The 23220-nt window shown below is 73.8% G+C and carries 21 protein-coding genes; 8 read left to right on the top strand and 13 right to left on the bottom strand.

Annotated features, from left to right (window positions below):
* Positions 1-4 precede the first annotated feature (4 nt).
* Both IG94_RS0101055 and IG94_RS0101050 read right to left on the bottom strand, forming a co-directional pair.
* Complete coding sequence (locus IG94_RS0101055; protein WP_031029464.1) at positions 5-958, bottom strand: carbohydrate ABC transporter permease; 954 nt, start codon at positions 956-958, stop codon at positions 5-7.
* A gap of 23 nt (positions 959-981) precedes the next feature.
* Positions 982-2268, bottom strand: coding sequence for an ABC transporter substrate-binding protein (locus IG94_RS0101050; RefSeq protein ID WP_031029461.1), 1287 nt, complete (start codon positions 2266-2268; stop codon positions 982-984).
* A 285-nt stretch (positions 2269-2553) separates the two neighbouring features.
* Between IG94_RS0101050 and yicI the strand changes: the two genes are divergently transcribed.
* Positions 2554-4824: an alpha-xylosidase gene (gene yicI, locus IG94_RS0101045; RefSeq protein ID WP_031029459.1), complete on the top strand. Its 2271-nt coding sequence runs from the start codon at positions 2554-2556 to the stop codon at positions 4822-4824.
* 56 nt (positions 4825-4880) lie between these two features.
* Here the strand turns inward: yicI and IG94_RS0101040 are convergent, their stop codons facing one another.
* The 5 genes from IG94_RS0101040 to IG94_RS0101020 form a co-directional block, all read right to left on the bottom strand.
* On the bottom strand, positions 4881-6083 hold the full coding sequence (locus tag IG94_RS0101040; protein ID WP_031029455.1) for a cysteine desulfurase-like protein: 1203 nt from the start codon (positions 6081-6083) through the stop codon (positions 4881-4883).
* A gap of 88 nt (positions 6084-6171) precedes the next feature.
* Positions 6172-7239, bottom strand: a complete 1068-nt coding sequence (locus IG94_RS0101035; protein ID WP_031029452.1) for an ABC-2 transporter permease — start codon at positions 7237-7239, stop codon at positions 6172-6174.
* A gap of 10 nt (positions 7240-7249) precedes the next feature.
* A complete protein-coding gene (locus tag IG94_RS0101030; RefSeq protein ID WP_031029450.1) occupies positions 7250-7846 on the bottom strand; it encodes a Dps family protein in 597 nt (198 codons plus the stop codon).
* Positions 7847-8093: 247 nt separating this feature from the next.
* A complete protein-coding gene (locus IG94_RS0101025) occupies positions 8094-8786 on the bottom strand; it encodes a phosphatase PAP2 family protein (protein WP_052410536.1) in 693 nt (230 codons plus the stop codon).
* Between the two features lie 426 nt (positions 8787-9212).
* A complete protein-coding gene (locus IG94_RS0101020) occupies positions 9213-9992 on the bottom strand; it encodes a DeoR/GlpR family DNA-binding transcription regulator (RefSeq protein ID WP_031029447.1) in 780 nt (259 codons plus the stop codon).
* Positions 9993-10162: 170 nt separating this feature from the next.
* Between IG94_RS0101020 and IG94_RS0101015 the strand changes: the two genes are divergently transcribed.
* Positions 10163-11044: an SIS domain-containing protein gene (locus IG94_RS0101015; protein ID WP_031029446.1), complete on the top strand. Its 882-nt coding sequence runs from the start codon at positions 10163-10165 to the stop codon at positions 11042-11044.
* A gap of 34 nt (positions 11045-11078) precedes the next feature.
* Positions 11079-11960 (top strand): class II fructose-bisphosphate aldolase, encoded by an 882-nt coding sequence (locus IG94_RS0101010; RefSeq protein WP_031029444.1) that lies wholly within the window; start codon positions 11079-11081, stop codon positions 11958-11960.
* On the opposite strand, the gene IG94_RS0101005 is transcribed toward IG94_RS0101010, so the two are convergent.
* Positions 11950-13101 carry a methyltransferase gene (locus IG94_RS0101005; RefSeq protein WP_224326210.1) on the bottom strand — a complete coding sequence of 384 codons (1152 nt, stop codon included), beginning with the start codon at positions 13099-13101 and terminating at the stop codon, positions 11950-11952. The two genes, IG94_RS0101010 and IG94_RS0101005, sit on opposite strands and share 11 nt — an antisense overlap.
* 176 nt (positions 13102-13277) lie before the next feature.
* On the opposite strand from IG94_RS0101005, the gene IG94_RS0101000 reads away from it, so the two are divergent.
* Together IG94_RS0101000 and IG94_RS0100995 are read left to right on the top strand one after the other, a co-directional pair.
* The gene (locus IG94_RS0101000) at positions 13278-13928 is read left to right on the top strand and encodes an alpha-ketoglutarate-dependent dioxygenase AlkB family protein (RefSeq protein WP_031029438.1); all 651 of its coding nucleotides are present in this window, start codon (positions 13278-13280) and stop codon (positions 13926-13928) included.
* A 37-nt stretch (positions 13929-13965) separates the two neighbouring features.
* Entirely contained in the window at positions 13966-15204 is a 1239-nt protein-coding gene (locus IG94_RS0100995) for an ROK family protein (RefSeq protein ID WP_031029437.1), read from the top strand.
* A gap of 27 nt (positions 15205-15231) precedes the next feature.
* Here IG94_RS0100995 and IG94_RS0100990 read toward each other — a convergent pair whose 3' ends face one another.
* Positions 15232-15633 carry a VOC family protein gene (locus tag IG94_RS0100990; protein ID WP_031029434.1) on the bottom strand — a complete coding sequence of 134 codons (402 nt, stop codon included), beginning with the start codon at positions 15631-15633 and terminating at the stop codon, positions 15232-15234.
* Between the two features lie 216 nt (positions 15634-15849).
* Between IG94_RS0100990 and IG94_RS0100985 the strand changes: the two genes are divergently transcribed.
* Positions 15850-16134: an SHOCT domain-containing protein gene (locus IG94_RS0100985; protein ID WP_031029431.1), complete on the top strand. Its 285-nt coding sequence runs from the start codon at positions 15850-15852 to the stop codon at positions 16132-16134.
* A 391-nt stretch (positions 16135-16525) separates the two neighbouring features.
* On the opposite strand, the gene IG94_RS0100980 is transcribed toward IG94_RS0100985, so the two are convergent.
* Positions 16526-17074 (bottom strand): ATP-binding protein, encoded by a 549-nt coding sequence (locus IG94_RS0100980; protein WP_211269643.1) that lies wholly within the window; start codon positions 17072-17074, stop codon positions 16526-16528.
* 183 nt (positions 17075-17257) lie between these two features.
* On the bottom strand, positions 17258-17581 hold the full coding sequence (locus IG94_RS0100975; RefSeq protein WP_031029426.1) for a hypothetical protein: 324 nt from the start codon (positions 17579-17581) through the stop codon (positions 17258-17260).
* Positions 17582-17922: 341 nt separating this feature from the next.
* Here IG94_RS0100975 and cds1 point away from each other — a divergent pair, with 341 nt between their 5' ends.
* A complete protein-coding gene (cds1, locus tag IG94_RS0100970; protein WP_031029423.1) occupies positions 17923-19047 on the top strand; it encodes an L-cysteine desulfhydrase Cds1 in 1125 nt (374 codons plus the stop codon).
* Between the two features lie 19 nt (positions 19048-19066).
* On the opposite strand, the gene IG94_RS0100965 is transcribed toward cds1, so the two are convergent.
* Positions 19067-19540, bottom strand: a complete 474-nt coding sequence (locus tag IG94_RS0100965) for an SRPBCC family protein (protein WP_031029420.1) — start codon at positions 19538-19540, stop codon at positions 19067-19069.
* A 155-nt stretch (positions 19541-19695) separates the two neighbouring features.
* Positions 19696-20520: a DeoR/GlpR family DNA-binding transcription regulator gene (locus tag IG94_RS0100960; protein ID WP_031029417.1), complete on the bottom strand. Its 825-nt coding sequence runs from the start codon at positions 20518-20520 to the stop codon at positions 19696-19698.
* Between the two features lie 422 nt (positions 20521-20942).
* Here IG94_RS0100960 and IG94_RS0100955 point away from each other — a divergent pair, with 422 nt between their 5' ends.
* Positions 20943-23198 carry a hypothetical protein gene (locus IG94_RS0100955; protein ID WP_224326240.1) on the top strand — a complete coding sequence of 752 codons (2256 nt, stop codon included), beginning with the start codon at positions 20943-20945 and terminating at the stop codon, positions 23196-23198.
* Positions 23199-23220 lie beyond the last annotated feature (22 nt).

Raw genomic sequence — 23220 nt, 5'->3', positions numbered from 1 at the left:
GACGTCACTTCCCCTCGGTGCGGTTGGCCCGCAGGTAGAACACCGCGAAGACGGCGGAGATCAGGATGAGTACGTTGCCGACGACGGCGCCCGCGCCGAAGTCCAGCTGCACGAACGAGTTCTGGTACGTCAGGGTGCCCAGCGTCTGGGTGGCGTCGGCCGGGCCGCCGTCGGTCAGCGCGAGGATCAGGTCGAGGATCTTGACCGTCGACATGAAGCCGAGCACCAGGACCACCGTGACGACCGGCTTGAGCATCGGCAGGGTGACCGAGCGGAAGGTCCGCCAGGCCGAGGCGCCGTCCAGGGCGGCCGCCTCGTGCAGTTCCTTGGGGATCTCCTGCAGACCGCCGTACAGGATGACCATGTTGAACGGGATGCCGATCCAGATGTTGACCAGGATCACCGAGACCAGCGCCATCTCGGGGCTGGTCAGCCACGGTGTGTGACCGGCGATCCCGAGCGTGTCCAGGAACGAGTTGAGCACGCCGGTGTCCTGGTCGAGGATGCGCCGCCAGACGATGCCGGAGACCACCATGGGCACCAGCCAGGGCAGCAGGATCAGCGAGCGCAGCACCCCGTTCAGCGGGAAGCGGCGGCTGAAGAACACCGCGAGCGCGAGACCGATGCAGAACTGGCCGAGCAGGGAGCCCGCCGTGAACACGAGCGTGTGCCACAGCGCCTTGCCGAACAGGGCGTCCTGGAACACGTTGGACCAGTTGTCGGCGCCGTTGAAGGGCGCCTCACCGGTGAAGAAGGTCTTCGGCGTGTAGTCCTGGAAGCTCATCACGACGTTGCGCACGAGCGGATAGCCGAAGAACAGCAGCATGAAGACGACGGCGGGGGCGACGAACCCCCACTGGGCGAGCCTGCGCCGGCGCGCGATCCGGCCCGGGTCCGGTGCGGCGGCCGGCTCGGGGGCCTCGGCGGGCGTCCGCGCGGTGACGGCGGACGTGGGCATGGGCGTGGTCATGGGGACGTACCTCAGTTCCCGCTCGTGGCCCGCTGCTGGGCGCGCTTCAGGGCGGTCTCACTGGACTGGCCGGTCAGGGCGGACTGGAAGGCGCTCTGCAGGGCGAGCGACACGCTCGACCAGCCGGCGCCGAGCTTGCCCGTCCGGGACCGGGCGACCGCCACCTGGTCGGCCAGGGAGTCCAGTTCGGGCACTTTCTCGCGCCAGACCGCGGCGGCCCGGGCGTTGGCCGGGACCATCCAGCTGTTGAGCGCGTAGGTCAGCTGCTCCTTCTCGCTCGCGAGGCAGGCGACGATCCTGGCGGCCGTCTTCTCCCGCGCCTCGTCACCGGTGTTGGGCACGGTGAGCACCGCTCCGCCGAGCGGTCCCACCGAGTCGTCGCCCGCCTCGGGCACCGGGATCGGCGCGATGCCCCAGTGCAGCGACGTGTCGCTGTTGAGGGTCTCCACCTGCCAGGGGCCGTTGATCATCATCGCCGCGTTGCCCGCCATGAACTGGTCGTTGACGTCCGCCTGCGTCCAGTTGACCGTCGACTTCGAGAGCGAGCCGTCCTGCAGCAGGCCCTTCCAGTAGTCCAGGGCCTCGACCACCTGCGGACCGTCCAGGTCGGTCTCGTCGCCGCCGTTGGACCACATGAAGGGCGTGAACTGGAAGACGCCGTCCTCCGCGCCGCCCGCGCTGAGTGCCAGCCCGTACTGCTTGCCCTGGGTGAGCCGCTTCGCGGTCTCCCGCAACCCGGCCCAGGTGGTGGGCACTTCGACGCCCGCCCGGTCGAGCACGTCCTTGTTGTAGAAGAGGGCCAGCGTGTTCACGGAGCGGGCCGCGCCGTAGTACGTCCCCTTGTACGAGCCGAAGTCGACGATGCCGTCGGGGATGTCGCCGGTGCTCAGCCCCAGGGTCCTGAGGTCCACCAGGCCGCCCGCGTCGGCGAACGTCGGCATCTCGGAGGCGTCGAACTGCACGATGTCGGGCAGCGACTTGGACGAGGCCATGCGCAGGGCCTTCGTCATCACCTGCGCCGCAGGCACGCTCTGCTGCTCGATCGTGATGCCCAGCTGCTTGCCGCAGCGAGCCATCGCCTCCGCGTCCCAGCGGTGGTAGGACTCGTCGGTCGAGGAGTTCATCACGGTGTACACGTCGGCGTCCCGCTGCTGTCCGCAGCCGGTCAGTGCCGCCCCGGCGACCAGCACGGACACGGCGGCGAACGGGGCGACGACGCGGCGTGCGCGTTCCCGTCCCCGATGCGTGGCAGCCGGAGGGTGTGCTGTCAAGGCGAGCGAAGTGAAGCGCTTCGACATGGGTGCGGCCCTTGCTGTCGTACCGTCCGGCTCCTTCGCCGGACCGTTTTGTTTGATGTGATGACTAATACGTCACGGACCCGCTTCCGCGCTAGACCAAAGCGGCCCCGGTCTGTTCACCGCGCACGGTGAAGAGGTCGATCTCTTCTGTGATAATGCCAGTTCAGGAGGTTGTCAGCCGGTCGGACCCCTCGGCGCCCGGAAGCGTGCTGTGTACGATCAAACCGCTGTGAGACGGCCTCCGTGCTCCCCGCCCGACCGCTACCGCCGCACCCGAGGAAGATCATGAAGTTCACCGACGGCTTCTGGCTCGTCCGCGAGGGTGTGCATCTCTCGTACGCAACCGAGGTACGCGATGTACGCCCCGAATCGAAGCGCTTCACTGCCCATGCCGCCGTGCAGAAGGTGACGCGGAGGGGGGACACGCTCAACGCGCCGCTCCTCACGGTCGAGTGCTTCTCGCCCGTCGAGGGCGTCATCGGCGTCCGCGTCACCCACCACGCCGGAAAGCGCCGAGCGGGCCCCGAGTTCGCCCTCGCGGACCCGGCGGACGGCGCCGGCGAGGTGCGCCAGGAGGGCACCTTCACCGAGCTGACCAGCGGCCCCCTCACCCTGCGCCTGGACCGCGAGGGCCCGTGGGGCCTCACCTTCCGCGACGCGGACGGACGCGAGCTGACCCGGGCGAACGCCAAGGGCACCGCGTTCGCCACCACCGACGACGGCGCACACCACATGCTCGGCCGGCTGGCGCTCGGCGTCGGCGAGCAGGTCTACGGCCTCGGCGAGCGCTTCACCCCGTTCGTCAAGAACGGCCAGGCCGTCGACATGTGGCAGGCCGACGGCGGCACCAGCAGCGAGCAGGCGTACAAGAACGTCCCGTTCTACCTCTCCTCGCGCGGCTACGGCGTCTTCGTCAACCACCCCGGCGCGGTCTCCTTCGAGGTCGGCTCCGAGTCCGTCGGGCAGGTGCAGTTCAGCGTCGAGGACCAGACGCTGGAGTACTACGTCGTCGCCGGGCCCACCCCCAAGGACGTCCTCACCCGCTACACCGCGCTCACCGGCCGCCCCGCGCTGCCGCCCGCCTGGTCCTTCGGCCTGTGGCTCACCACGTCCTTCACCACGTCGTACGACGAGACGACGGTGACGTCCTTCGTCGACGGGATGGCCGAGCGCGACATCCCGCTCTCGGTCTTCCACTTCGACTGCTTCTGGATGCGCGAGTACCAGTGGTGCGACTTCCGGTGGGACCCGGACGTCTTCCCCGATCCGGACGGCATGCTCGCCCGGCTCAAGGCCAAGGGGCTGCGGATCAGTGTCTGGATCAACCCCTACATCGGCCAGAAGTCCCCGCTCTTCGAGGAGGCCGCCGCCCTCGGGCACCTGGTGCGGCGGGCCAACGGCGACATCTGGCAGTGGGACCTGTGGCAGGCCGGGATGGGCCTGGTCGACTTCACCAGCCCGGCCGCCCGCGACTGGTTCGCGGCCAAGCTCAAGCCGCTGCTCGACCAGGGAGTGGACTGCTTCAAGACCGACTTCGGCGAGCGGATCCCCACCGACGTCGTCTGGCACGACGGCTCCGACCCGGAGCGGATGCACAACTACTACACCCACCTGTTCAACCGCACCGTCTTCGAACTCCTGGAGAAGGAGCGCGGTCGGGGCGAGGCCGTCCTCTTCGCCCGCTCCGCGACCGCGGGCGGCCAGCAGTACCCCGTGCACTGGGGCGGCGACTGCTTCTCGTCCTTCGAGGCCATGGCCGAGTCCCTGCGCGGCGGCCTGTCCCTGTCGCTGTCCGGCTTCGGCTTCTGGAGCCACGACATCGGCGGCTTCGAGGGCACGCCCGACGCGGCGGTCTTCAAGCGCTGGCTGGCCTTCGGCCTGCTCTCCTCGCACAGCAGGCTGCACGGTTCCTCGTCCTACCGGGTGCCGTGGGAGTTCGGCGAGGAGGCGGTCGGGGTGGCCCGCGACTTCACCCGCCTCAAGCACCGACTGATGCCCTACCTCTACGGCGTCGCCGCCGAGGCCCACCGCACCGGCGTGCCCATGATGCGGCCGATGGTCCTCGAGTACCCGCACGACCCGGGCTGCCGCCCGCTGGACCGCCAGTACATGCTCGGCCCCGACCTCCTCGTCGCCCCGGTCTTCACCGAGGACGGCGAGGTCGAGGTGTACCTCCCGGAAGGCACCTGGACCCACCTCCTGACCGGCGAACGCGTCACGGGCCCGGTCTGGCGCACCGAACGGCACGGCTACGACAGCCTGCCGCTCTACGTCCGTGAGGGCGCCGTACTGCCGCTGGCCCGCGACGACCGGCGCCCCGACGGCGACTGGCTGGACGCCCCCACCCTGCTGGTCCACCCGCCCGCCCGGGCGGACTGGACGGCCGAGGTCACCGTGCCCGATCTGCTGGGCACCGCGGCGGCGGCCTTCCGGGTACGGCGCGAGGGCGACGTCCTGCGGGTCACCGCGAGCGGCACCGACCGCCCGTTCACCGTGCGGGTCGCGGGCGGCGCGAGCGCGGACGGCACCGGCGAGGTGACGGTGCCGCTGGGGTGAGGCCTCCCGGCGGCCGGCGGAACCCGTCGGTTCCGCCGGCCGGGACGGGCCCCGGGTCAGCCGGTGAGGGTGCCCAGCGCCGTCAACAGGCGGTCCACGTCGTCCGTGTCGGTGTACGGCGCGAGTCCGACGCGGACGCCGCCCTCGTCGCCCAGACCCAGGCGGCGCGAGGCCTCCAGGGCGTAGAACGTACCGGCGGGCGCGTCGACCCCGTGGTCGGCGAGGTGCCGGTAGACCTCGGCGGGACGCAGGCCGGCCACGGTGAACAGCAGGGTCGGCGTGCGCCGGGCGGCCCGTGAGTACACGGTGATCCCGTCGAGCGCGGCCAGCCCCTGCTCGATCCGCCCGCGCAGCGCGTCCTCGTGGGCCTCCAGCGCGGCGAAGGAGGCGACGAGCCGGTCCCGGCGGCTGCCCCGCGCCTCCGGGTCGAGACCGGCGAGGAAGTCCACCGCGGCACGCGTCCCGGCCAGCAGCTCGTACGGCAGCGTGCCCAGCTCGAACCGCTCGGGGACGGCGTCGCTGGAGGGCAGCAGTTTGTCGGGGCGCAGGCTCTCCAGGAACTCCGGCCGCGCCGCCAGCACCCCCATGTGCGGGCCGAGGAACTTGTACGGCGAGCACACCAGGGTGTCCGCGCCGAGGGCCGCGGGGTCGACCACGGCGTGCGAGGCGTAGTGCACCGCGTCGACGTGCACCAGCGCGCCGACGCCGTGCGCCAGACGGGCGACGGCCGGCAGGTCGGGCATGGCGCCGACGAGGTTCGAGGCGGCCGTCACCGCGACCAGCCGGGTGCGCGGGGAGAGCACCGCCTCGACGTGTTCGGGACGCAGCTCGCCGGTGGCCGGGTCGAAGTCGGCCGTGCGCACGCTCGCCCCGGCCGCCTCGGCGGCCTGGACCCAGGGCCGGATGTTGGAGTCGTGGTCGAGCCGGGTGACGACGACCTCGTCCCCGGGGCCCCACGACTTGGCGAGCGTCCGGGACAGGTCGTAGGCGAGCTGGGTGGCGCTGCGCCCGAGGACGATCCCCCGCGGGTCGGTGGCCAGCAGGTCGCCGAGCGCGGCACGGGCCTCGGACACGATGCCGTCCGCGTTGCGTTTGCCCTCGGTCGTCCGCCCCCGGTTGGCCAGCGGGTTGGCCAGTGCCTCGCCGATGGCGTCGATGACGGGCTGCGGGGTCTGGGTGCCGCCCGGCGCGTCGAAGCGGGCGGAGCCGGACTTCAGGGCGGGTATCTGTGCGCGGATCGCTTCGACGTCGAGGGCCATGTGCACTCCAACCGGGGGGCGGCAACTCCGGCTTCATGATCGCAGCCGCACGGCGATCCGAACAGACGTACTGTCCGCGACGCCCCGCTCAGGGCTCTTCCGCGGTCACCGCGCTCTTCTCCCGCCCGCCGGGGTGCCGGTGCCGCCACACCCAGAAGACGGTGCAGGACAGCAATGCCCACCCGCCCAGTACCAGGAAGGGGAACACGTGCTGGTGACCCTGGAAGTACACCGCCGTGTGCTGGGCGTTGACCGAGCCACCGGGCGGCAGCCACCGGCCGATCAGCCCCAGCGGGGACGGCAGCAGCGGCCAGGAGACCGCGCCGCCGGACGAGGGGTTGCCGATGATGACCATCAGGCCCCAGGTCGGCAGCATCGCCCAGCGGCCGAACAGGGTGTTGAACATGGTGAAGACCATGCCGGACACGAACATGGTGAGCGCCAGGATCGACCACGACTCGGCGAAGGGCAGGTCCAGCGCGCCCAGCAGCCAGTCCACGGTGGCGGCGATGGCGAACCCGCCGAGCAGCGCGTAGGCCGCCGTGAACAGGATGCGTTCGACCGGGGTGAGCGACCGCGCGTGCACGCTCAGCTGGATCGCCCCGACGAAGCCGATGATCACCGCGGCCAGCGAGACGTAGAAGATCGCCAGCCCGCGCGGGTCGCCCTCCTGCAACGGGTTGACGTCGTGGACCGTGACGTGGACGCCGAGCTTCTCGCCCACGGCCGGTGCCGTCTTGGTGAGCAGCTCGGCGACCGAGGCCCCCGAGGCACCGGACACGTCCAGAACGGCGTTCCGCCCGTCGTCGCGCAGCTCGAAGACCGCGAAGACCTCCTGCTGTTCGATCGCCTCGTGCGCCGCGGTCCGGGTCCGGTAGGGGTGCACCCTCACCGACGTGTCCAGCGCCTTCTCAAGACCGGCGAGGAAGGCCCGGCCGCGGTCCTGCTCGTACTGGCCGACCACGGCCGTGGGGATCAGCCGGGGCGTCGGATTCGCCATCGAGTAGGTGTACGAGCCCGCGAAGAGCCCCGCCGCGGCGGCGAGGATCAGCATCAGGACGGTGGCCGGCCAGAACGGCGTCTGCCGGAAGGCCGCCCACCGGTGCCCGCGGGGCGGAGGGCCCGCTCCGGCGTCGTCCTCGGACAGGTGAGCCATGTCCGACGGGTCAGGCGTGCACGAGCGGAGTGTCCACCAGGTGCTCCGCCACGAACCAGGCCTGCAGCTCGTTGGTCCGCACGACCTCCGAGACCAGCAGGTCGTTGGTGCCGTCGTCACCGAGTTCCTGGGTGCGGGCCGCGGCGTCGTGGCACTCGGTGAGGATCAGCTCGTGCGCCTCCAGCAGCCGCGAGAGCATGGACGGCACCTCCTCCACCCCGTCCGGCGGACGCGGCACGGTGGTGATCTCGGCGACGTGCCGGGGGTCGCCGACCGCGACACCGCCCAGCGTCTGGACGCGCTCGGCGATGGTGTCGATCAGCTCCAGCTGTTCGCCCGCGTGCTTGTCGAGCAGCAGGTGCAGTTGGTAGAACGTCGCTCCGCGCATGAGCCAGTGGTACTTCTTGTACAGGTCGTGCAGGATGCGGGTGTCCGCCAGGACCTTGTTGAGCCGCTGTCCGGAGTAGAGACGGGTCTCCATGGACAGCGCCACGGGGAACTGCTTGACCGTGCCGAACTCCTGGATGATCCGGCCCTGCTGGTGCAGCCAGGGCTGGCTGCCGTCGGAGCTGTGCTGCGCGGACGAGGACGACTTCGGGGAACTCACGCCGGGACTCCTTCCGGAGGGGTCGAGAAGAGTGGGCCGGCGCGATGCCACCGGCTTCGGCTCCCCCCGCGACAGTCGACCAGCCGCGAGCCGGGCCCGCAAACGCTGGCGGGTGTCCGGGCGACCGGACCCGAGAAGACCGCAGCCGCGCTGCCGGGGACGGTACGGGGGTGTACTGCGGGGCCGCGCGCGGGCCGGCAGTGCACCCGGTGCCGCGCACGCGGGCCGGCAGCGCACCCGGGTGCCGCTATCCGCGTCGCTTCACCCCGCGTGCCGCTGAGGGCGGCGTCCCGGCCGCCGCGTACACCGAGCGCACGCCCGGCACCGGAGCGGCCGCCGCTGCCGCCAGCGCGGCGGCCGCACTGGCGATGCCCAGGACGGCGCCGGCGGCCACGTCGCCCGGATAGTGCACGCCGGTGTGGACCCGGGCGTAGCCCACGGCGCCCGCCAGCGCGCCGAGCGGGACGGCGGTGGCGGGCAGGACGACGCCGACGGCCGTGGCGAAGGCGACCGCCGAGGCCGTGTGCCCCGACGGGAAGGAGGCCGACGTGGGCATGGGCACCAACCGGCCCACCGTCACCCGTGCCGCCTCCCGGTCCGGCCGCGCCCGGCGCACCAGCCGCTTGGCCAGCAGGTTCGCCGAGGCCGAGGCCACGGCGGCCGCGCCGAGACCGGCGAGGGCCGCCCGGCGGGCCCGGGCGCCGCCGAGGGCGAGGACGCCGGCGACGCCGAACGAGATCTTGGAATGGTCCGCGGCACGGGACAGGCGCCGCAGCGCCCGGTCGAGCGTCGGTGTGGAGGTGGCGGCCACCGCGGCGTACAACGCGCCGTCCACGGCGCGCAGCTCACCGAGCACGGTGCCACCGGACCGCTCCCGCGCACGTCGCGGGCCGTCGGTGTCCGGGGCGGGCTCGGGAGCCGCGTCGGTCGGTTCGGTCATCGGCCCCTGCTCGGTCATCGGCCCCTGCTCGGTCGACGTGGCGGACGCTGACGGGTGCCGGGCGCGATCGCGCCGTGCGCCCCGGCGCCGCACCATTCTGGTCCGGCCCGGCGGGCACGGCGCGTCGGCGGGACCGTACGGAGGACGGGCGCGCGGGAGGCACGCCGGGGTCCGCTCGGGCCGGTGCCCGACAGCCACGGATACGGGCGGTGGCGACGAGGCGTGTTCGTGGTCCGCGCGGGACCTTCGTGGTCCGCGCGGGATCGGGGGCTTCACGGGGACGGGGCTTTACGCGGACGGGTCGTGGGGCCCGGCGCCCCGGAGCTCGACCCGGCCGGGTGCCCCGCCGGCCACGGTTCCGGGTGGCGGCGGCAGCCGGTCGCACCGACGGCGCCGTGGCGGACGTACGCGTCCTGCTGCCCGCCGTCAGGCCGTGACGACCCGGACCCCCGCCTCCTCGAACCGCTCCACCAGCTCCGGATCGACCGCAGTGTCCGTGACCAGCGTGTCCACCGACGCGGTCGCGCAGATGCGGGCGAAGGCCCGCCGGCCGAGCTTGCTGGAGTCCGCGGCCACGACCACCCGCTCGGCGCGCTCGCACAGCACCCGGTTGATCGCGGCCTCGGCCTCGTCGTGGGCCGCCGCTCCGTGTTCCGCGTCGAAGGCGACGACGCCCAGCACCGCCACGTCCAGCGTCACCTGGCCGAGCACACCGTCCGCGAGGGGCCCGATCAGCTCGTAGGACTGCGCCCGGGCCACCCCGCCGGTCACCACGATCTTGAACTGCGGCCGGACGGCCAGCTCGTTGGCGATGTTGAGCGCGTTGGTGACCACGGTCAGCGCGGGCGTTCCGGAGGCCAGGTCGGCGCGCACGGCCAGCGCGCGCGCCACTTCCGTGGTCGTCGTGCCCCCGGTCAGCCCCACCGCCTCGCCGGGCGCCACCAGGGCGGCGACCGCGTGGGCGACCCGCTGCTTCTCCGAGACGCGGCGGGCCGTCTTGTAACGCAGCGGCAGTTCGTAGGACACCCCGTGGACGACCGCGCCACCGCGCGTCCGCACGAGCATCTGCTGTTCGGCGAGCCGGTCGAAGTCGCGGCGGATGGTCGCGGCCGAGACCTCCAGCTCGGTCGCCGCCTCCTCGACGTCCAGCCGGCCGCGCTCCACGAGCAGCTCCAGCAGCGCCTTCCAGCGGGCGTCGCGCGACATCCGCGCCTCCGTTCCTCGATCTTCGCCGACCCTAGCGCACCGTACTGTTCACCTGATTGCTTGATTGTGCTCGAAAGCTCGCTATATCTTGCAGGAACAATCAGATCGGTTGGCCGGCGGAACACGTCCGACGGCTGGCCGACACGGCCCAGTGACCGGGAGAACGCGGCATGACCCACGTCCAGGACGAACTCAAGAGCCAGCCCGAGTGCTGGAACCGCGCCGCCGTCGAGGCGGCGGGGCACAAGGCGGCGCTTCCGGCGGCGGGGGAGCGGGTGGCGATCGTCGGATGCGGCACCTCCTACTTCATGGCCCAGTCGGCGGCGGCGCTGCGCGAGGGAGCGGGCCTGGGCGAGACGGACGCGTTCGCCGCCTCCGAGTTCCCGCGGAACCGCGCCTACGACCGGGTCGTCGCCCTCACCCGCTCCGGCACCACCACCGAGGTACTGGAGCTGCTCACGGAGCTGAAGGGCCGGGTCCGCACCGTCGCGCTCACCGCCGACCCCGAGACGCCGGTCATGGCCGCCGCCGACGACATGGTCGTCCTCGACTACGCCGACGAACGGTCCGTCGTGCAGACGCGGTTCGCGACCACCGCGCTCACCCTGCTCCGCGCCCACCTGGGCCTGCACACCGACGCGGTCGTCGCCGACGCCCGCACCGCACTCTCCACCGAGCTGCCCGACGGACTGGTGGAGCGCACCCAGTTCACCTTCCTCGGCCGCGGCTGGACCGTCGGCCTGGCCAACGAGGCCGGCCTGAAGATGCGCGAGGCCTCCCTGTCCTGGACCGAGGCCTACCCGGCGATGGAGTACAGGCACGGCCCCATCAGCATCAGCACCGGGGGCACGGCCACCTGGATGTTCGGCGAGGCCCCCGAAGGGCTGGCCGAGCAGGTCCGCGAGACCGGCGCCATGTGGGTGCCCGGCGGTCTCGACCCGCTTGCCGAACTGGTCCGCGCCCAGCGGCTCGCCGTCGCCGTCGCGGCCGCCCGCGGCCTCGACCCGGACCGCCCCCGCCACCTCACCCGCTCGGTGATCCTCGCCCCCTGACGCCCGCCCTCAGACGCCCGGGAAGGAAGAGACCTTGCCCCTCGCCACCACCGGCGACCTGGTCGGCCGCGCCGCGGCCGACCGCTCCGCCGTCGCCGCCTTCAACGTCATCACCCTGGAACACGTCGAGGCGGTGATCGCGGGCGCCGAGTCCGTGCACGCACCCGTCGTCCTCCAGATCAGCGAGAACGCCGTGAAGTACCGCCGCGGCCGCCTGCTGCCCCTCGCCCGCGCGGCCGTCGCCGCCGCCGAGGAGGCGGCCGTGCCCGTCGCCCTGCACCTGGACCACGTCCAGAGCGACGGCCTGCTGCGCCGGGCCGCGGACGCCGGGTTCAGCTCCGTGATGTACGACGCCGCGCGGCTGCCGTACGCCGACAACCTCGCGGCGACCCGGGCCGCCGCCGACTGGGCGCACGCCCAGGGCCTGTGGATCGAGGCCGAGCTGGGCGAGGTCGGCGGCAAGGACGGCGCGCCGCCGCTCGACGCCCACGCGCCCGGAGCGCGCACCGACCCGGCCGAGGCCCGCGCCTATGTCGCCGACTCCGGCGTGGACGCCCTCGCCGTCGCCGTCGGCAGCTCCCACGCCATGACCACGCGCACCGCCGCCCTCGACCACGACCTGCTCAGGGAACTGTCCGGAGCGCTGGGCGTGCCCCTCGTCCTGCACGGCTCCTCGGGCGTCCCGGACAGCGAACTCGCCGCCGCGGTCGCGGGCGGCATCGCCAAGGTCAACGTCGGCACCGCGCTCAACATCGCCATGACCGGCGCGATCAGGGAGCACCTCACCGCCCGCCCCGAGGCGGTGGACGCCCGCGGCTACCTCGCCGCCGGCCGGGACGCCATGGCCGCGACGGTGGCGACGGTCCTGCGGGTGGTCGCCCGGAGCGCGCAGGCCGTTCCGCCTGCTACTTCCTGACCGCCTTCAGCACCACGAACTTCCGGTCGCCCGCCACCACCCGGCTGTTGCCGAACAGGCGCCGCAGCTTCACGTGGTACTCCAGGTGCCGGTTGCCCACGACCCACAGCTCACCACCGGGGCGCAGCACGCGCCGCGCCCCGGTGAACATCCGCCACGCCGTGGCATCGGTCGTCGCCTGGTGGGAGTGGAAGGGCGGGTTGTTGAGCACCAGGTCGACACTGGCGTCCGGTACCCCGGCCAGCCCGTCACCGACCCGGAACTCGGCGTGCCCCGCCGCCCCGTTGACCCGGTACGTCTCCTGCGCCGAGGCCACCGCCTGGAACGACTCGTCGGTGAACAGCACCTCGGCACCGGGGTCGGCCAGTGCCACCGCCGTGCCGACCACACCGTTGCCGCACCCCAGGTCCACCACCCGCCGGGCGCCGGCGTCCGGCAGGTGCCCGAGGAAGAACCGGGTGCCCACGTCGAGCCGGTCGGCGCAGAACACACCGGCGTGATTGACGACCGTACGGCCGGACAGCCGACCCACGTCGTCGGGGAGCCGGTAGGCCAGCGGCCAGGGACTGGCGGGCCGCCGCAGCGCGAGGTCGGGCTCCGCGAAGATCAACCGGGCCTTCTTCACGGCCAGTGAGGTCCGCGTCGGGCCCACGATCCGCTCGAACAGCCGCAGCGTCGAGGTGTGGATCTCCTTCACCATCCCGGTGCCGACGACGACCGTGCCCTCGTGCAGCGCCGGCGCCAGCCGCAGCAGCTGGTCCTCCAGCAGCGCCAGGCTCTTGGGCACCCGTACCAGCAGCACGTCGACCCGCTCCGGCGGCTGGTCCTGCGTGGTGAGCAGCCGCACCGAGCCGGGCTCGACGCCGGCGCGTTCCAGGTTGGCGCGCGTCGCCTCCTGCGCGAGGTGGGAGTCGGTGATCTGCACCGGCCGGTGCGCCGCCAGCGCCGTCACCAGCGCTCCCCAGCGGTCGCCGACGACCACGACCGTGCCGGACAGCGGGATCTCCCGCTCCGCAAGGTGGCCGAGGAGGTACTCGTCGGAGGCGTCCCAGGCCCGGAGCCGGTCGCGCGGGTCCTCGGGGAAGCGGGTCAGTACGTGCTCGCCCCAGGGGGTCTTCATGCGGTCGTCGCGGTCGTTCATCGTGTGCCCAGGCTAGCCGAGCGGCGACCCGCCCCCGGCCGCGCGAAGCGGGGCACGGTCCGGGGCGGTATCCGGGGGGCGGGAGACCCGGCGCGGGGGAGACGGGAGACGGGGAGGGCTGAGCCGGGAAGAGGCGCGACGGGGAGAGGCGAGACGGGGAGAGGGAGGATGGGGGCATGGACGCCGAGCTGTTCCCCAGGAGCCGTGGCGAGACCGCGCCCGGTGCCGTCCACGTGCCCGACTGGCTGGAGCCCGCACGCCAGAGTGAGCTGCTGCACGCCTGCCGTGAGTGGGCCCGCCCGCCGGCCGGACTGCGCACGGTCCGCACCCCCGGCGGCGGCACCATGACCGCCCGGCAGGTCTGCCTCGGCCGGCACTGGTACCCGTACGGCTACGCGCCCACCGCCGTCGACGGCGACGGCGCCCCGGTGAAGCCCTTCCCGGCCCGGCTCGGGCACCTCGCCCGCCGCGCGGTGACCGACGCGCTCGGCGCGGAGGCGGTGCCGGCGGAGCCCTACGACATCGCGCTGATCAACTTCTACGACGCCGACGCCCGCATGGGCATGCACCGCGACGCCGACGAGCGTTCCGACGCGCCCGTGGTCTCCCTGAGCCTCGGCGACACCTGCCTCTTCCGCTTCGGCAACCCCCGCACCCGCACCCGCCCCCACACCGACGTCGAGCTGCGCAGCGGCGACCTGTTCGTCTTCGGCGGGCCGTCGCGCCTCGCGTACCACGGGGTGCCGAAGGTCCACCCGGGCACCGCACCGCCGGAGTTGGGGCTCGCCGGACGGCTGAACATCACGCTCCGGGTCAGCGGCCTCTAGCCGCCCGCCGTGCACGGACCATGGGAGACTCCCCCTCATGAGTGGCAAGGCGGACCCCCGGGCGGCGGGGGAAGGGACCACCTCGAGGACGCGGCTGGACCGGGGGCGCGGTGCGCTCGGACCCGCGTTGGAGCTCGTGCACACCGGACGCGCCCCCACCCGGGCCGTCCTCACCGCGGAACTCGGCGTCACCCGGGCCACGGCCGGCGCGGTCGCCGCCGAACTGGAGGCGCTCGGCCTGATCCGGGTGGACGCCCGGCCGGGTGCCGCGGCCGGCTCCCAGGGCCGCCCCTCGCACCGCCTCGCCGTCGCCGAGGACGGACCCGTCGCCCTCGCCGCCCAGATCCACGCCGACGGCTTCCGCGCGGCCCTGGTGGGACTCGGCGGCCGGATCGTCGCCACCGCGCCCGGCTGCGAGGTCGTCGACGAGGACCCGGCGAAGGTGCTCGGCTCCGTCGTCGAGGCGGGCGCGGCGCTCCTCGCCGAGACGGGCCGGCGCTGCGTCGGCGCGGGACTCGCCGTGCCGTCCGCCGTCGCGGAGCCCGAGGGCCTGGCCCTGAACCCGCTGCACCTGGCCTGGCCCGCCGGTGCTCCCGTGCGGCGGATCTTCGCGGAGCAGGTGCGTGCCGCGGGCATCGAGGGACCCGCGTTCGCCGCGAACGACATCAACCTCGCGGCCCTGGCCGAGCACCGGCACGGCGCCGGCCGCGGCGCGCGGGACCTGCTGTGCGTGGCCACCGGCCATCGCGGCGTCGGCGGCGCCCTGGTCCTCGACGGCCGCCTGCACACGGGCAGTTCGGGCCTCGCCCTGGAGGTCGGCCACCTCGCCGTCAACCCCGACGGCCGCCCCTGCCACTGCGGGGGCCGCGGCTGTCTGGACGTGGAGACCGACCCGCTGGCCTTCCTCACCGCGGCCGGACGCGAGCAGGGTCCCGAGGCACCCCCGCTCCAGCAGTCCTACGACCTCATCCGCGACCACTACGGCGACCCGGCCGTCCGCACCGCCACCGAGACCCTCGTCGACCGCCTGGGCCTCGGCCTCGCCGGACTGGTGAACATCCTCAACCCGGACCGCATCATCCTCGGCGGCCTCCACCGCGCGCTGCTGGAGGCCGCCCCGGAACGGCTGCGCGCGGTCGTCGCCGGGCGCAGCCTGTGGGGCCAGAGCGGCGGCGTCCCCATCCTGGCGTGCGGCCTGGACCACAACAGCCTGGTGGGCGCCGCCGAACTGGCCTGGCAGCCGGTCCTGGACGACCCGCTGGGCGTACCGGCGTAGGGACGTCGTCGTCCCGTTCCGGCCGGCTCAGGCCCCCGGCGTGTCCCCGCCTCCGCTCGGTGCGTGGCTGAGATCGACGACGCAGAAGATGTTGCCGTCCGGGTCCGCCAGCACGACGAAGTCCGGGTCGGGCGGGTAGAGGTCCCACTCGACGGCCCGCGCCCCCAGCCCGGTCAGCCGCCGCACCTCCGCCCGCTGCTCCTCGGCGGAGTCCGTGAAGAGGTCCAGGTGCAGACGGGGACGGGGCTCGGGCGGCGACTCGCTGCGCAGCAGCCCGAGGGCGCGCCCGGAGCCGTCGGCGTGGGACAGGGTGCGCCACGTGTCGCTCGCCCACTCGCCGGTGTCGACCAGATCGAGCGCCGCCGTCCAGAACGCCACCGCGCGGGGCACGTCCGTCACACCGATGACCGGAATACCAAGTCTCAACATTCGCCCGACCCTACGCACCGGGTGCCCCCGCCGCCCAGCGACCGGTCGGCGGAGAGCAGTTCAGGTGACGGTGCGCGTGGAGAGCGGGCGGGAGCGGCCCGCGTACTCCGCGAGGGGTACGCGGGGTGCCGCCGGCCGTACGACGACCGGGACCCGCCTCGGGAGCGAGGCTCGGAAGCGAGACATCCGGACATCGCGACCGAGGAGTTGGACGACATGCAGACCCTGGCACACTTCGCCGACGGCGGACCCGGCCCCTGGATCCTGCTCTTCCCGCTGGTCTGGGCCCTGGTGATCGGCGCGGGCGTCGCGCTGCTGCGCCGCACCGTGTGGCGAGGACGCGTCGGCCCCGGCCGGCCGCGCACCGTCGACGGGAACTCGCCCATCGCCGTACTCGGCCACCGTTTCGCCTCCGGCGAGATCGACGAGGACGAGTACTGGCGCCGGCTGTCCGTGCTGGACGACCAGTTCGGCCGGGCGGGCAGGGGCGGCCCGGCATGACCGCGACGGCCGTGCCCCGGCGCGCCGCCGGCGCCGTCGACGCACGTCTGTCGTACGGGTGCGTCGCGCACGCCCCCGCGCACCGCGCACCGCGCACCGCGCCCCACGGCCCGGGGCCGGCCGGTTTCGGGGCCGGCCGAAGCACCGCCGCCGTGGGGCGGCGCGGGCTCAGGGGCTCACCCGGTCCGCCCGGTCCGCTCGGCTCGCCCGGTCCGCCTGGCCCGGCGCCGCCGACACGAGCCCGGGGCACGGGCCCCGCACGCGTGCGCCGTCGCGCGGCGCGCCACCTCCCGGCGCGCCACCTCCCGGTGCGCCACCGCGCGGTGCGGCACCTCGCCCCGCCGCCCGGCCGTCGCACCACCGCCCGCGGCGGCGACGGGTCACCGCCCGGTCAGCCGGCAACGGCCGACCGGGCGGGAGCGGGTTGCGGGCTGCCCAGGTCGACCCCGTTCCCGACCTCCGCGAAGGCGGCGGCCGGCACCTCCTCGACCAGACGGCGCGGCGGCCGGGTGGCGAGGGGAGGTGCGGTGGGCGGGGCGGCCGAGAGTGTCGTCGGGAGCGTGAACCAGACGACCTTGCCGGACTCGTCGTCCGGCCGGACGCCCCAGCTCTCGCTCATCGCCGCCACCATGGCGAGCCCCCGCCCGCACGTGGCGAGCGGCGCGGCGTCGTCCACCACGGGCAGCCGCGGATCGCGGTCGTGCACCGAGACCGTGAGCCGGTCCAGGAGCAGTTCCATCGCCACGGTGCACGTCTTGTCGCGCCGGGCATGCAGGTGGACATTGGTCAGCAACTCCGTCACGCCGAGCGCCGCCCGGTCGATCAGGAGATCCATATGCCAGTAGCGCAATTGCGCAGATACGATTCTGCGGACCTGGCCGATCCGCGACGGCAGGGCTTGCAGCTCCACCGTGCAATGTCTGCTTGGGTGACTGATCACGGCTGCGACTCCCCGACATAGAGGTCCGGAAGAACACGGAGTTCGGATCCAGCGGGACGCACGTGGCACGCGCCGCCCGCTGTCATGGCCGGCGGGCTGGTTCGCAGCGTTATCGCCGGTAAACCCAGAGTGACGTGAGACCAGCGTGACGCAAGGGGTTCGGCACCGCAACTTACGGACATCTCACGCGTGCTGCCCGGCCGCCCTGCGCACCGCCTCGATGAAACGACGGGCCGCCGGCGGCCCAGGTTCGCCCGGGGCGGGGTCCCGCTCGCCGAGGGTCAGCAGGTACCGCGTGCCGTTGAGGTCGGCCAGCGCCCGGTCCTGCGGGCCGAACCACGGACGGGAGGCGCGCACCGCCTGCACCGGCGCGCTGTCTATCTCGCTGCCGTAGCTGGTGAGCAACTCGACCCTGCCGCCGCTGATCCGCACCGTGCCGGCCCGGGTGAGTGAGCGCAGCCGCCTGCCGATCCGCACCCCCGTGGCCCTGAACTCCGGCTCCGCCATGCCGTCGCCCCCTCGCGCGCCTCGGTTCCCGGACCGTGCACCGCGGAGTGCCCGGTACCGGCGTGTGCCGTGCTCCCGTGTGCGCCCGCGGCGGGAACCGGTCCCGTCCGCTGGCAGTCTGCCCGCACCGCGCGCGGAGCACCAGTGCGCGCCGGTCCTTTCCGGGGGCGGCCGGAGCACTCGGGCGAGTGCGCCCCCACCGTGCCGCATTCCGCGACCCAGGGGTGCCTTTGAGGCTCTCAAAGGTGTGTTTATGCAGGTGAGAAGCGTGTGGAAGGTGTCTATGATCGAGGCGTCGGCCGCACGACACGCCGTCGGCGCGCAGCGTAAGGAGCCCCGTCGTGAGCACCATCCGGCAGTCCCGCACCGGCGCCACCCTCGACGTCGACCACAGTGACACCGCGTACCGCGCCTGGCTGAAAGAGGCCGTCCGCAAGGTCCAGGCCGACGCCAACCGCTCGGCCGACACCCACCTGCTCCTGTTCCCGCTCCCGGAACACTGGGGCATCGACCTGTACCTCAAGGACGAGTCGACCCACCCGACGGGCAGCCTCAAGCACCGGCTCGCCCGCTCCCTCTTCCTCTACGGTCTGTGCAACGGCTGGATCCGGCCGGACCGCCCGGTGATCGAGGCGTCCAGCGGCTCGACGGCCGTCTCCGAGGCGTACTTCGCCAAGCTCGTCGGCGTACCGTTCATCGCCGTCATGCCCCGCACCACCAGCACCGAGAAGATCCGGCTCATCGAGTTCCACGGCGGACGGTGCCACTTCGTGGACGACTCCCGGCGGATGTACGAGGAGTCGGCCCGCCTCGCGGCGGAGACCGGCGGCCACTACATGGACCAGTTCACCTACGCCGAACGCGCCACCGACTGGCGCGGCAACAACAACATCGCCGAGTCGATCTTCCGCCAGCTGCGGCTGGAGCGGTACCCCGAGCCGTCCTGGATCGTCGCCACCGCCGGTACCGGCGGCACCTCGGCGACCCTCGCGCGCTACGTGCACTACATGCAGTACGACACCCGGGTCTGCGTGGCCGACCCGGAGAACTCCTGCTTCTTCGAGGGCTGGACGACCGGCGACCCCGGCGTGGCCTGCGAGCGCGGTTCCCGGATCGAGGGCATCGGCCGGCCCCGGATGGAGCCGAGCTTCGTGCCCGGCGCGATCGACCGCATGATGAAGGTGCCCGACGCGGCGAGCGTCGCGGCCGTCCGCTCGCTGGAGCGGGTCATCGGCCGCAAGGCGGGCGGCTCCACCGGTACCGGGCTGTGGAGCGCGCTGAAGATCGTCGCCGAGATGGTGGCCGCGGGGGAGCGGGGCAGCGTCGTGACGATGCTGTGCGACCCGGGGGACCGGTACCTCGACAAGTACTACTCGGACGCCTGGCTCGCCGAACAGGGCCTCGACATCGAGCCGTACACGGCGGCCATCGACTCCCTGCTGCACACGGGCGCCTGGCCCGGCTGACCGGCCCCGGGCCGCGGTCCTACGCGTGCGCCAGGCGCCGGTCCAGCGACGTGACCGAGGTGCGGAAGGTCCGGCCGAAACCCGGACGCGCCCGGTCGAGCACGAAGCGGAACGGCGCCGTGCCGTCGGCCGCGAAGGTCCACCGCAGCCGCGTGCCGGTCGCGGTCGGCGTCAGCCGCCACTCCTCCAGCAGGGCCCGCGCACCCGGCGCGTTGGTGACGTCGACGCGATAGGCGTACACCTCGGGACGCTCGGCCGCCAGCACCGTCTCCACGAAGCGCGTACCGCCCCGGAGCCGGATCTCGCGGCCGGCGCCGTCACCGATGGGGCGGGCGGACGTCACCGCCGAGAACCACGCGGTCCACCCCGGCACATCTTCGGCGAGCGCGCGGAAGACCGCGTCCGGCGGCGCGGCCAGCTCCCGCGCGAAGACGAGGCGCACCGGAGCCGTCTCGACGAAGTCGAGACCGACCGGACGCAGACGGCGAGCCATGGACAACCCCCTCGCGGGCAGCCGCGCGCACGGACGGCGCGCGGACGATCGGCCGGGTGGCGCCACGATAGCCCGGGGCGCGTCGGGTGTCAGCGGGGCACGGGGCGAAGACGACCCGGTGCCGTGGCGGTCGCGGCGCACACCGGCCCACCGGGTCAGTCGGAGGCCGCCTCCGGCTCGCCCGCCACGACCAGCCCGAGGTGTTCGGCGACCTCCGCACGGGCCCCGGCCGGCAGGCCCGCGTCGGTCACCAGCGTGTCCACCTGCTCCAGCCCGGCGAACGAACTCAGCCCCACGACGCCCCACTTGGTGTGGTCCGCGACCACCACGACACGCCGCGCCGACTGCACGAGACGCCGGTTCGTCTCCGCCTCCGCGAGGTTCGGCGTGGACAGGCCGGCCTCGGCCGATATCCCGTGCACACCGAGGAACAGCATGTCGAAGTGGAGCGTCGCGATCGACTGGTCGGCGACCGGGCCCACCAGGGAGTCGGAAGGCGTGCGCACGCCTCCGGTGAGCACCACCGTCGCCGTGCCCTGCCGCGCCCCGGAGGTGCGCTGGGCCACATGGAACACGTCGGCCACCCGCACCGAGTTGGTGACCACGGTCAGGTCCGCCACGTCCACCAGCCGGTGCGCCAGCGCGTACGTCGTCGTACCGCCCGACAGCGCGATCGCGGCGCCCGGCGCGACCAGCTCCGCGGCGGCCCGGGCGATGTCCTCCTTGGCGGTCGGCTCCAGACCCGACTTGGCCTCGAACCCCGGCTCGTGCGTGCTGGCCTCGGCCACCGGAACCGCTCCGCCGTGCACCTTCTCCAGCACGCCCTGCCGGGACAGCGCGTCGAGGTCGCGGCGGACCGTCATGTCCGACACACCGAGCTTGCGGGTCAGCTCGTTGACCCGGACCCCGCCCCGGCGGCGCACCTCGTCGAGGATCAGGGCGCGTCGCTGCTCCGCGAGGAGGTTCGGATTCTCACTCACGTACGCTCCGGTCCTTTCGCCGCACACCGTCCGACACGCCGCCGCACTCGCTCCGATGAGGACTTCTCCCCGCACCCGTGCGCGGACGTCCATCCTCCCACGCCCCGCCGTCGCCCGCGCCACCGCTCCCCGCGCCCCTCCGGCGGCCTCCCGCCCGCCCTCACCGGTCACCCGGTTCGGGGAGATTCCGTGCCGAGGGGTGCACGACCGGCGCCGAACGGAGATCCTTGTGCCCGCACGGACAGAGCCGACGGGGCGTCACGGGGGAGTGCGGACACGTGGAGCAGGAGCAGAAGCAAGACCGGGAGCGGACCGGAGCGGGCGGACGGAAGACCCCGGGACCACGAGAGGGAACGGACGGGCGGACCGGTACCGCACTGGAACTCCTGGTGCACGGAGTCGGCGGCACCACGCCCGCGGAGATGCTGGACGACCCGCGCACCGTACGGATCACCGGCGACCACGTCGCGGCCGTCTACCGGCGCACCGAGGACGCCGACGCCGAGTCGCGCCCCGAGGACTACCGGGGCCGGCCGGTGCCCGAGGCCTACGTCTGGTGCAACCTCACGTCCGGCAACGGCACGCGCGCCCTGTGGCTGCTGCTCCTGCCCTTCATGGTGGTCAACCTCGCCCACTGGATGCGGCCCTCGGTCGACGGCCGGATCCGCACGGTCCGGCTCTACGGGCTGCTGCTGCGGCTCGCGGGCCTCAGCCTGACGGTGCTGCTGGTCGCCGCGGCCTGCGAGGTCGCGCTCGACCTCGTCGCCTGGCAGTGCGCGGGCACGCGTGCGTGCGCCGAGCGGCACTCCTGGCTGGGCTTCCTGTCGCCGGCCGGTCCGGACGGCGGCTGGTGGAGCCCGCCCGGCCGCAGACTCGCCCTCGCGGCCGCGGTGCCGGCCGCGCTCACCGGCCTGCTGTGGTACCTGTCGCTGCGCACCTGGCGGGCGTACGAGTCCCAGCAGCCGATGGGCCGCGAGCGCGACACCGAGGTGGACTCCGGCCGCACCGCGGCCCTCGGCCGGCCCGGATTCTGGTACGGGCGCCGACTGGTGGCCCGGCTGCGCGCGGCGCACACCGCAGCGGGCCTGCTGACCGTCGCCGCGGCCGTCGGCGTCCCCGCCGCCCGCTTCGACCGGCGGCCGGGCGGACCCGCGCCGCTCGACACGCTCGGCTGGGTCCTGCAGGGCGCGCTCGTCGCTGGGGCCGTCGCCGTGGTGGCTGTGACCTGCCGCCGGGGGCGCAGCGAGAACCGCCTCGACCGGGAACTCGACGAGCGCCTCGTACGACGGCTGCCGCTGGCCGCCCTCCTGCTGTTCGTCCTCGCCCTGCTGTACGGCGGCTGGACCCGTCCGGGCTGGACCTCGGCCGGGCGGCTGACCGGGGACACGACCTTCGGCGCCCTCGCCCTGGCGCAGGGCCTGCTGGTCGTCGTGCTCGCCGTGGTCGCCCACCTGCTCCACCGCAGCCGTCCCGACTCCCGCGCCGCGATCCGCGGCCTCGGCGGCCCGGCCGTCGCCCTGCTGGCCTGCGCCCTCGGCGGGGTGATGTCCGGCGGCGTCGCCCAGCGCGTGGGGGACTGGATGGACGGCACCGGCGCCCTCATCGACGGTCCGCCCGTCCTGCTCACCTGGCAGGCATCCGTCATCCCGCCGCTGCTCGTCGTCGTCCTGCTGCTGTGCGCCGCGCTCACCCGGCACACCCTGCGCCTGGCCCGCGCCGAACGGGACACCGTGGAGCGCGACCACCCCGGGGAGACCGGCGACACCGGACGCACCCGCCGCATCGCGTTCACCCGCGCCATGGCCACCCTCACCGACCGCGTGCCCGTCCTCGTCGCCATCGTCTCCGCCGCCACCCTGCTTCTCGGCGCCGGCGCCCTCGTGGGCGCCCTGACGACCGGTCAGGTCCCTGCCGAGGCCGCGCGCGGGACGTACGCCGTCGTCCACGGCGCCGCGCAGACCGCCCAGGCGCTGGGCTCCTGGCTGATCGGCCTCGGCTTCATACTGTTCGTCACGTGGGGCAGGCGCGCCTACAAGGACCCCTCCGCGCGGCGCAGCATCGGCATCCTGTGGGACGTCGGCACCTTCTGGCCGCGGGCCGCCCACCCCTTCGCGCCGCCCTGCTACGCCGAGCGCGCGGTGCCGGACCTCACCTGGCGGATGGCGACGTGGACCCGCGCCACCGGTGGGCGGCTGGTCATCTCCGGGCACTCGCAGGGCAGCGTCCTCGCCGCCGCGGCGTCCTGGCAGCTGGAGCCGGCGGCCCGCAAGAGAGTCGCCCTGCTCACCTACGGCTCCCCGCTGGAGCGGCTGTACGGCCGCTGGTTCCCGGCCCACTTCGGGCCCGAGGCGCTCGCCTCGCTGCACGAGGAGGTCGACTGCTGGCGCAACCTCCACCGGCGCACCGACCCCATCGGCGGCCCGATGCGGCTGCCGGGCGACGCGGGCCCCGCCGTGGACCGCACACCCCTCAAGGACCCGCTGACGTACGGCCGCACCGAACTCCACCCGCTGCCGGCGCCCATCCTCGGCCACTCCGACTACCAGGCCGACCCGGTCTTCGCCGAGGAACGCGCGCGCCTGCTGGCCCGGCTGCGCCCCGAGGTCCCGGCGCCCCGCCACACCGACGGCGCGACGCCACCCGTCCCGGCGGCGGACGACACGGTCGGGGACTGCTGACGGCCCGGGAGCGCCGGGGCGG

The organism is Streptomyces olivaceus, from assembly GCF_000721235.1.
Lineage (GTDB): Bacteria > Actinomycetota > Actinomycetes > Streptomycetales > Streptomycetaceae > Streptomyces > Streptomyces olivaceus.
Note: the sequence above shows the minus strand (reverse complement) of the source record. Positions and strands in the feature narration are given on the sequence as shown.

What these genes read in the sequence shown, in the direction of transcription:
- IG94_RS0101055 (WP_031029464.1), bottom strand. Translation starts at nt 958, where the DNA reads ATGCCCACGTCCGCCGTCACCGCGCGGACGCCCGCCGAGGCCCCCGAG.
- IG94_RS0101050 (WP_031029461.1), bottom strand. Translation starts at nt 2,268, where the DNA reads ATGTCGAAGCGCTTCACTTCGCTCGCCTTGACAGCACACCCTCCGGCT.
- yicI (WP_031029459.1), top strand. Translation starts at nt 2,554, where the DNA reads ATGAAGTTCACCGACGGCTTCTGGCTCGTCCGCGAGGGTGTGCATCTC.
- IG94_RS0101040 (WP_031029455.1), bottom strand. Translation starts at nt 6,083, where the DNA reads ATGGCCCTCGACGTCGAAGCGATCCGCGCACAGATACCCGCCCTGAAG.
- IG94_RS0101035 (WP_031029452.1), bottom strand. Translation starts at nt 7,239, where the DNA reads ATGGCTCACCTGTCCGAGGACGACGCCGGAGCGGGCCCTCCGCCCCGC.
- IG94_RS0101025 (WP_052410536.1), bottom strand. Translation starts at nt 8,786, where the DNA reads ATGACCGAACCGACCGACGCGGCTCCCGAGCCCGCCCCGGACACCGAC.
- IG94_RS0101020 (WP_031029447.1), bottom strand. Translation starts at nt 9,992, where the DNA reads ATGTCGCGCGACGCCCGCTGGAAGGCGCTGCTGGAGCTGCTCGTGGAG.
- IG94_RS0101015 (WP_031029446.1), top strand. Translation starts at nt 10,163, where the DNA reads ATGACCCACGTCCAGGACGAACTCAAGAGCCAGCCCGAGTGCTGGAAC.
- IG94_RS0101005 (WP_224326210.1), bottom strand. Translation starts at nt 13,101, where the DNA reads ATGAACGACCGCGACGACCGCATGAAGACCCCCTGGGGCGAGCACGTA.
- IG94_RS0101000 (WP_031029438.1), top strand. Translation starts at nt 13,278, where the DNA reads ATGGACGCCGAGCTGTTCCCCAGGAGCCGTGGCGAGACCGCGCCCGGT.
- IG94_RS0100995 (WP_031029437.1), top strand. Translation starts at nt 13,966, where the DNA reads ATGAGTGGCAAGGCGGACCCCCGGGCGGCGGGGGAAGGGACCACCTCG.
- IG94_RS0100990 (WP_031029434.1), bottom strand. Translation starts at nt 15,633, where the DNA reads ATGTTGAGACTTGGTATTCCGGTCATCGGTGTGACGGACGTGCCCCGC.
- IG94_RS0100985 (WP_031029431.1), top strand. Translation starts at nt 15,850, where the DNA reads ATGCAGACCCTGGCACACTTCGCCGACGGCGGACCCGGCCCCTGGATC.
- IG94_RS0100975 (WP_031029426.1), bottom strand. Translation starts at nt 17,581, where the DNA reads ATGGCGGAGCCGGAGTTCAGGGCCACGGGGGTGCGGATCGGCAGGCGG.
- IG94_RS0100965 (WP_031029420.1), bottom strand. Translation starts at nt 19,540, where the DNA reads ATGGCTCGCCGTCTGCGTCCGGTCGGTCTCGACTTCGTCGAGACGGCT.
- IG94_RS0100955 (WP_224326240.1), top strand. Translation starts at nt 20,943, where the DNA reads ATGCTGGACGACCCGCGCACCGTACGGATCACCGGCGACCACGTCGCG.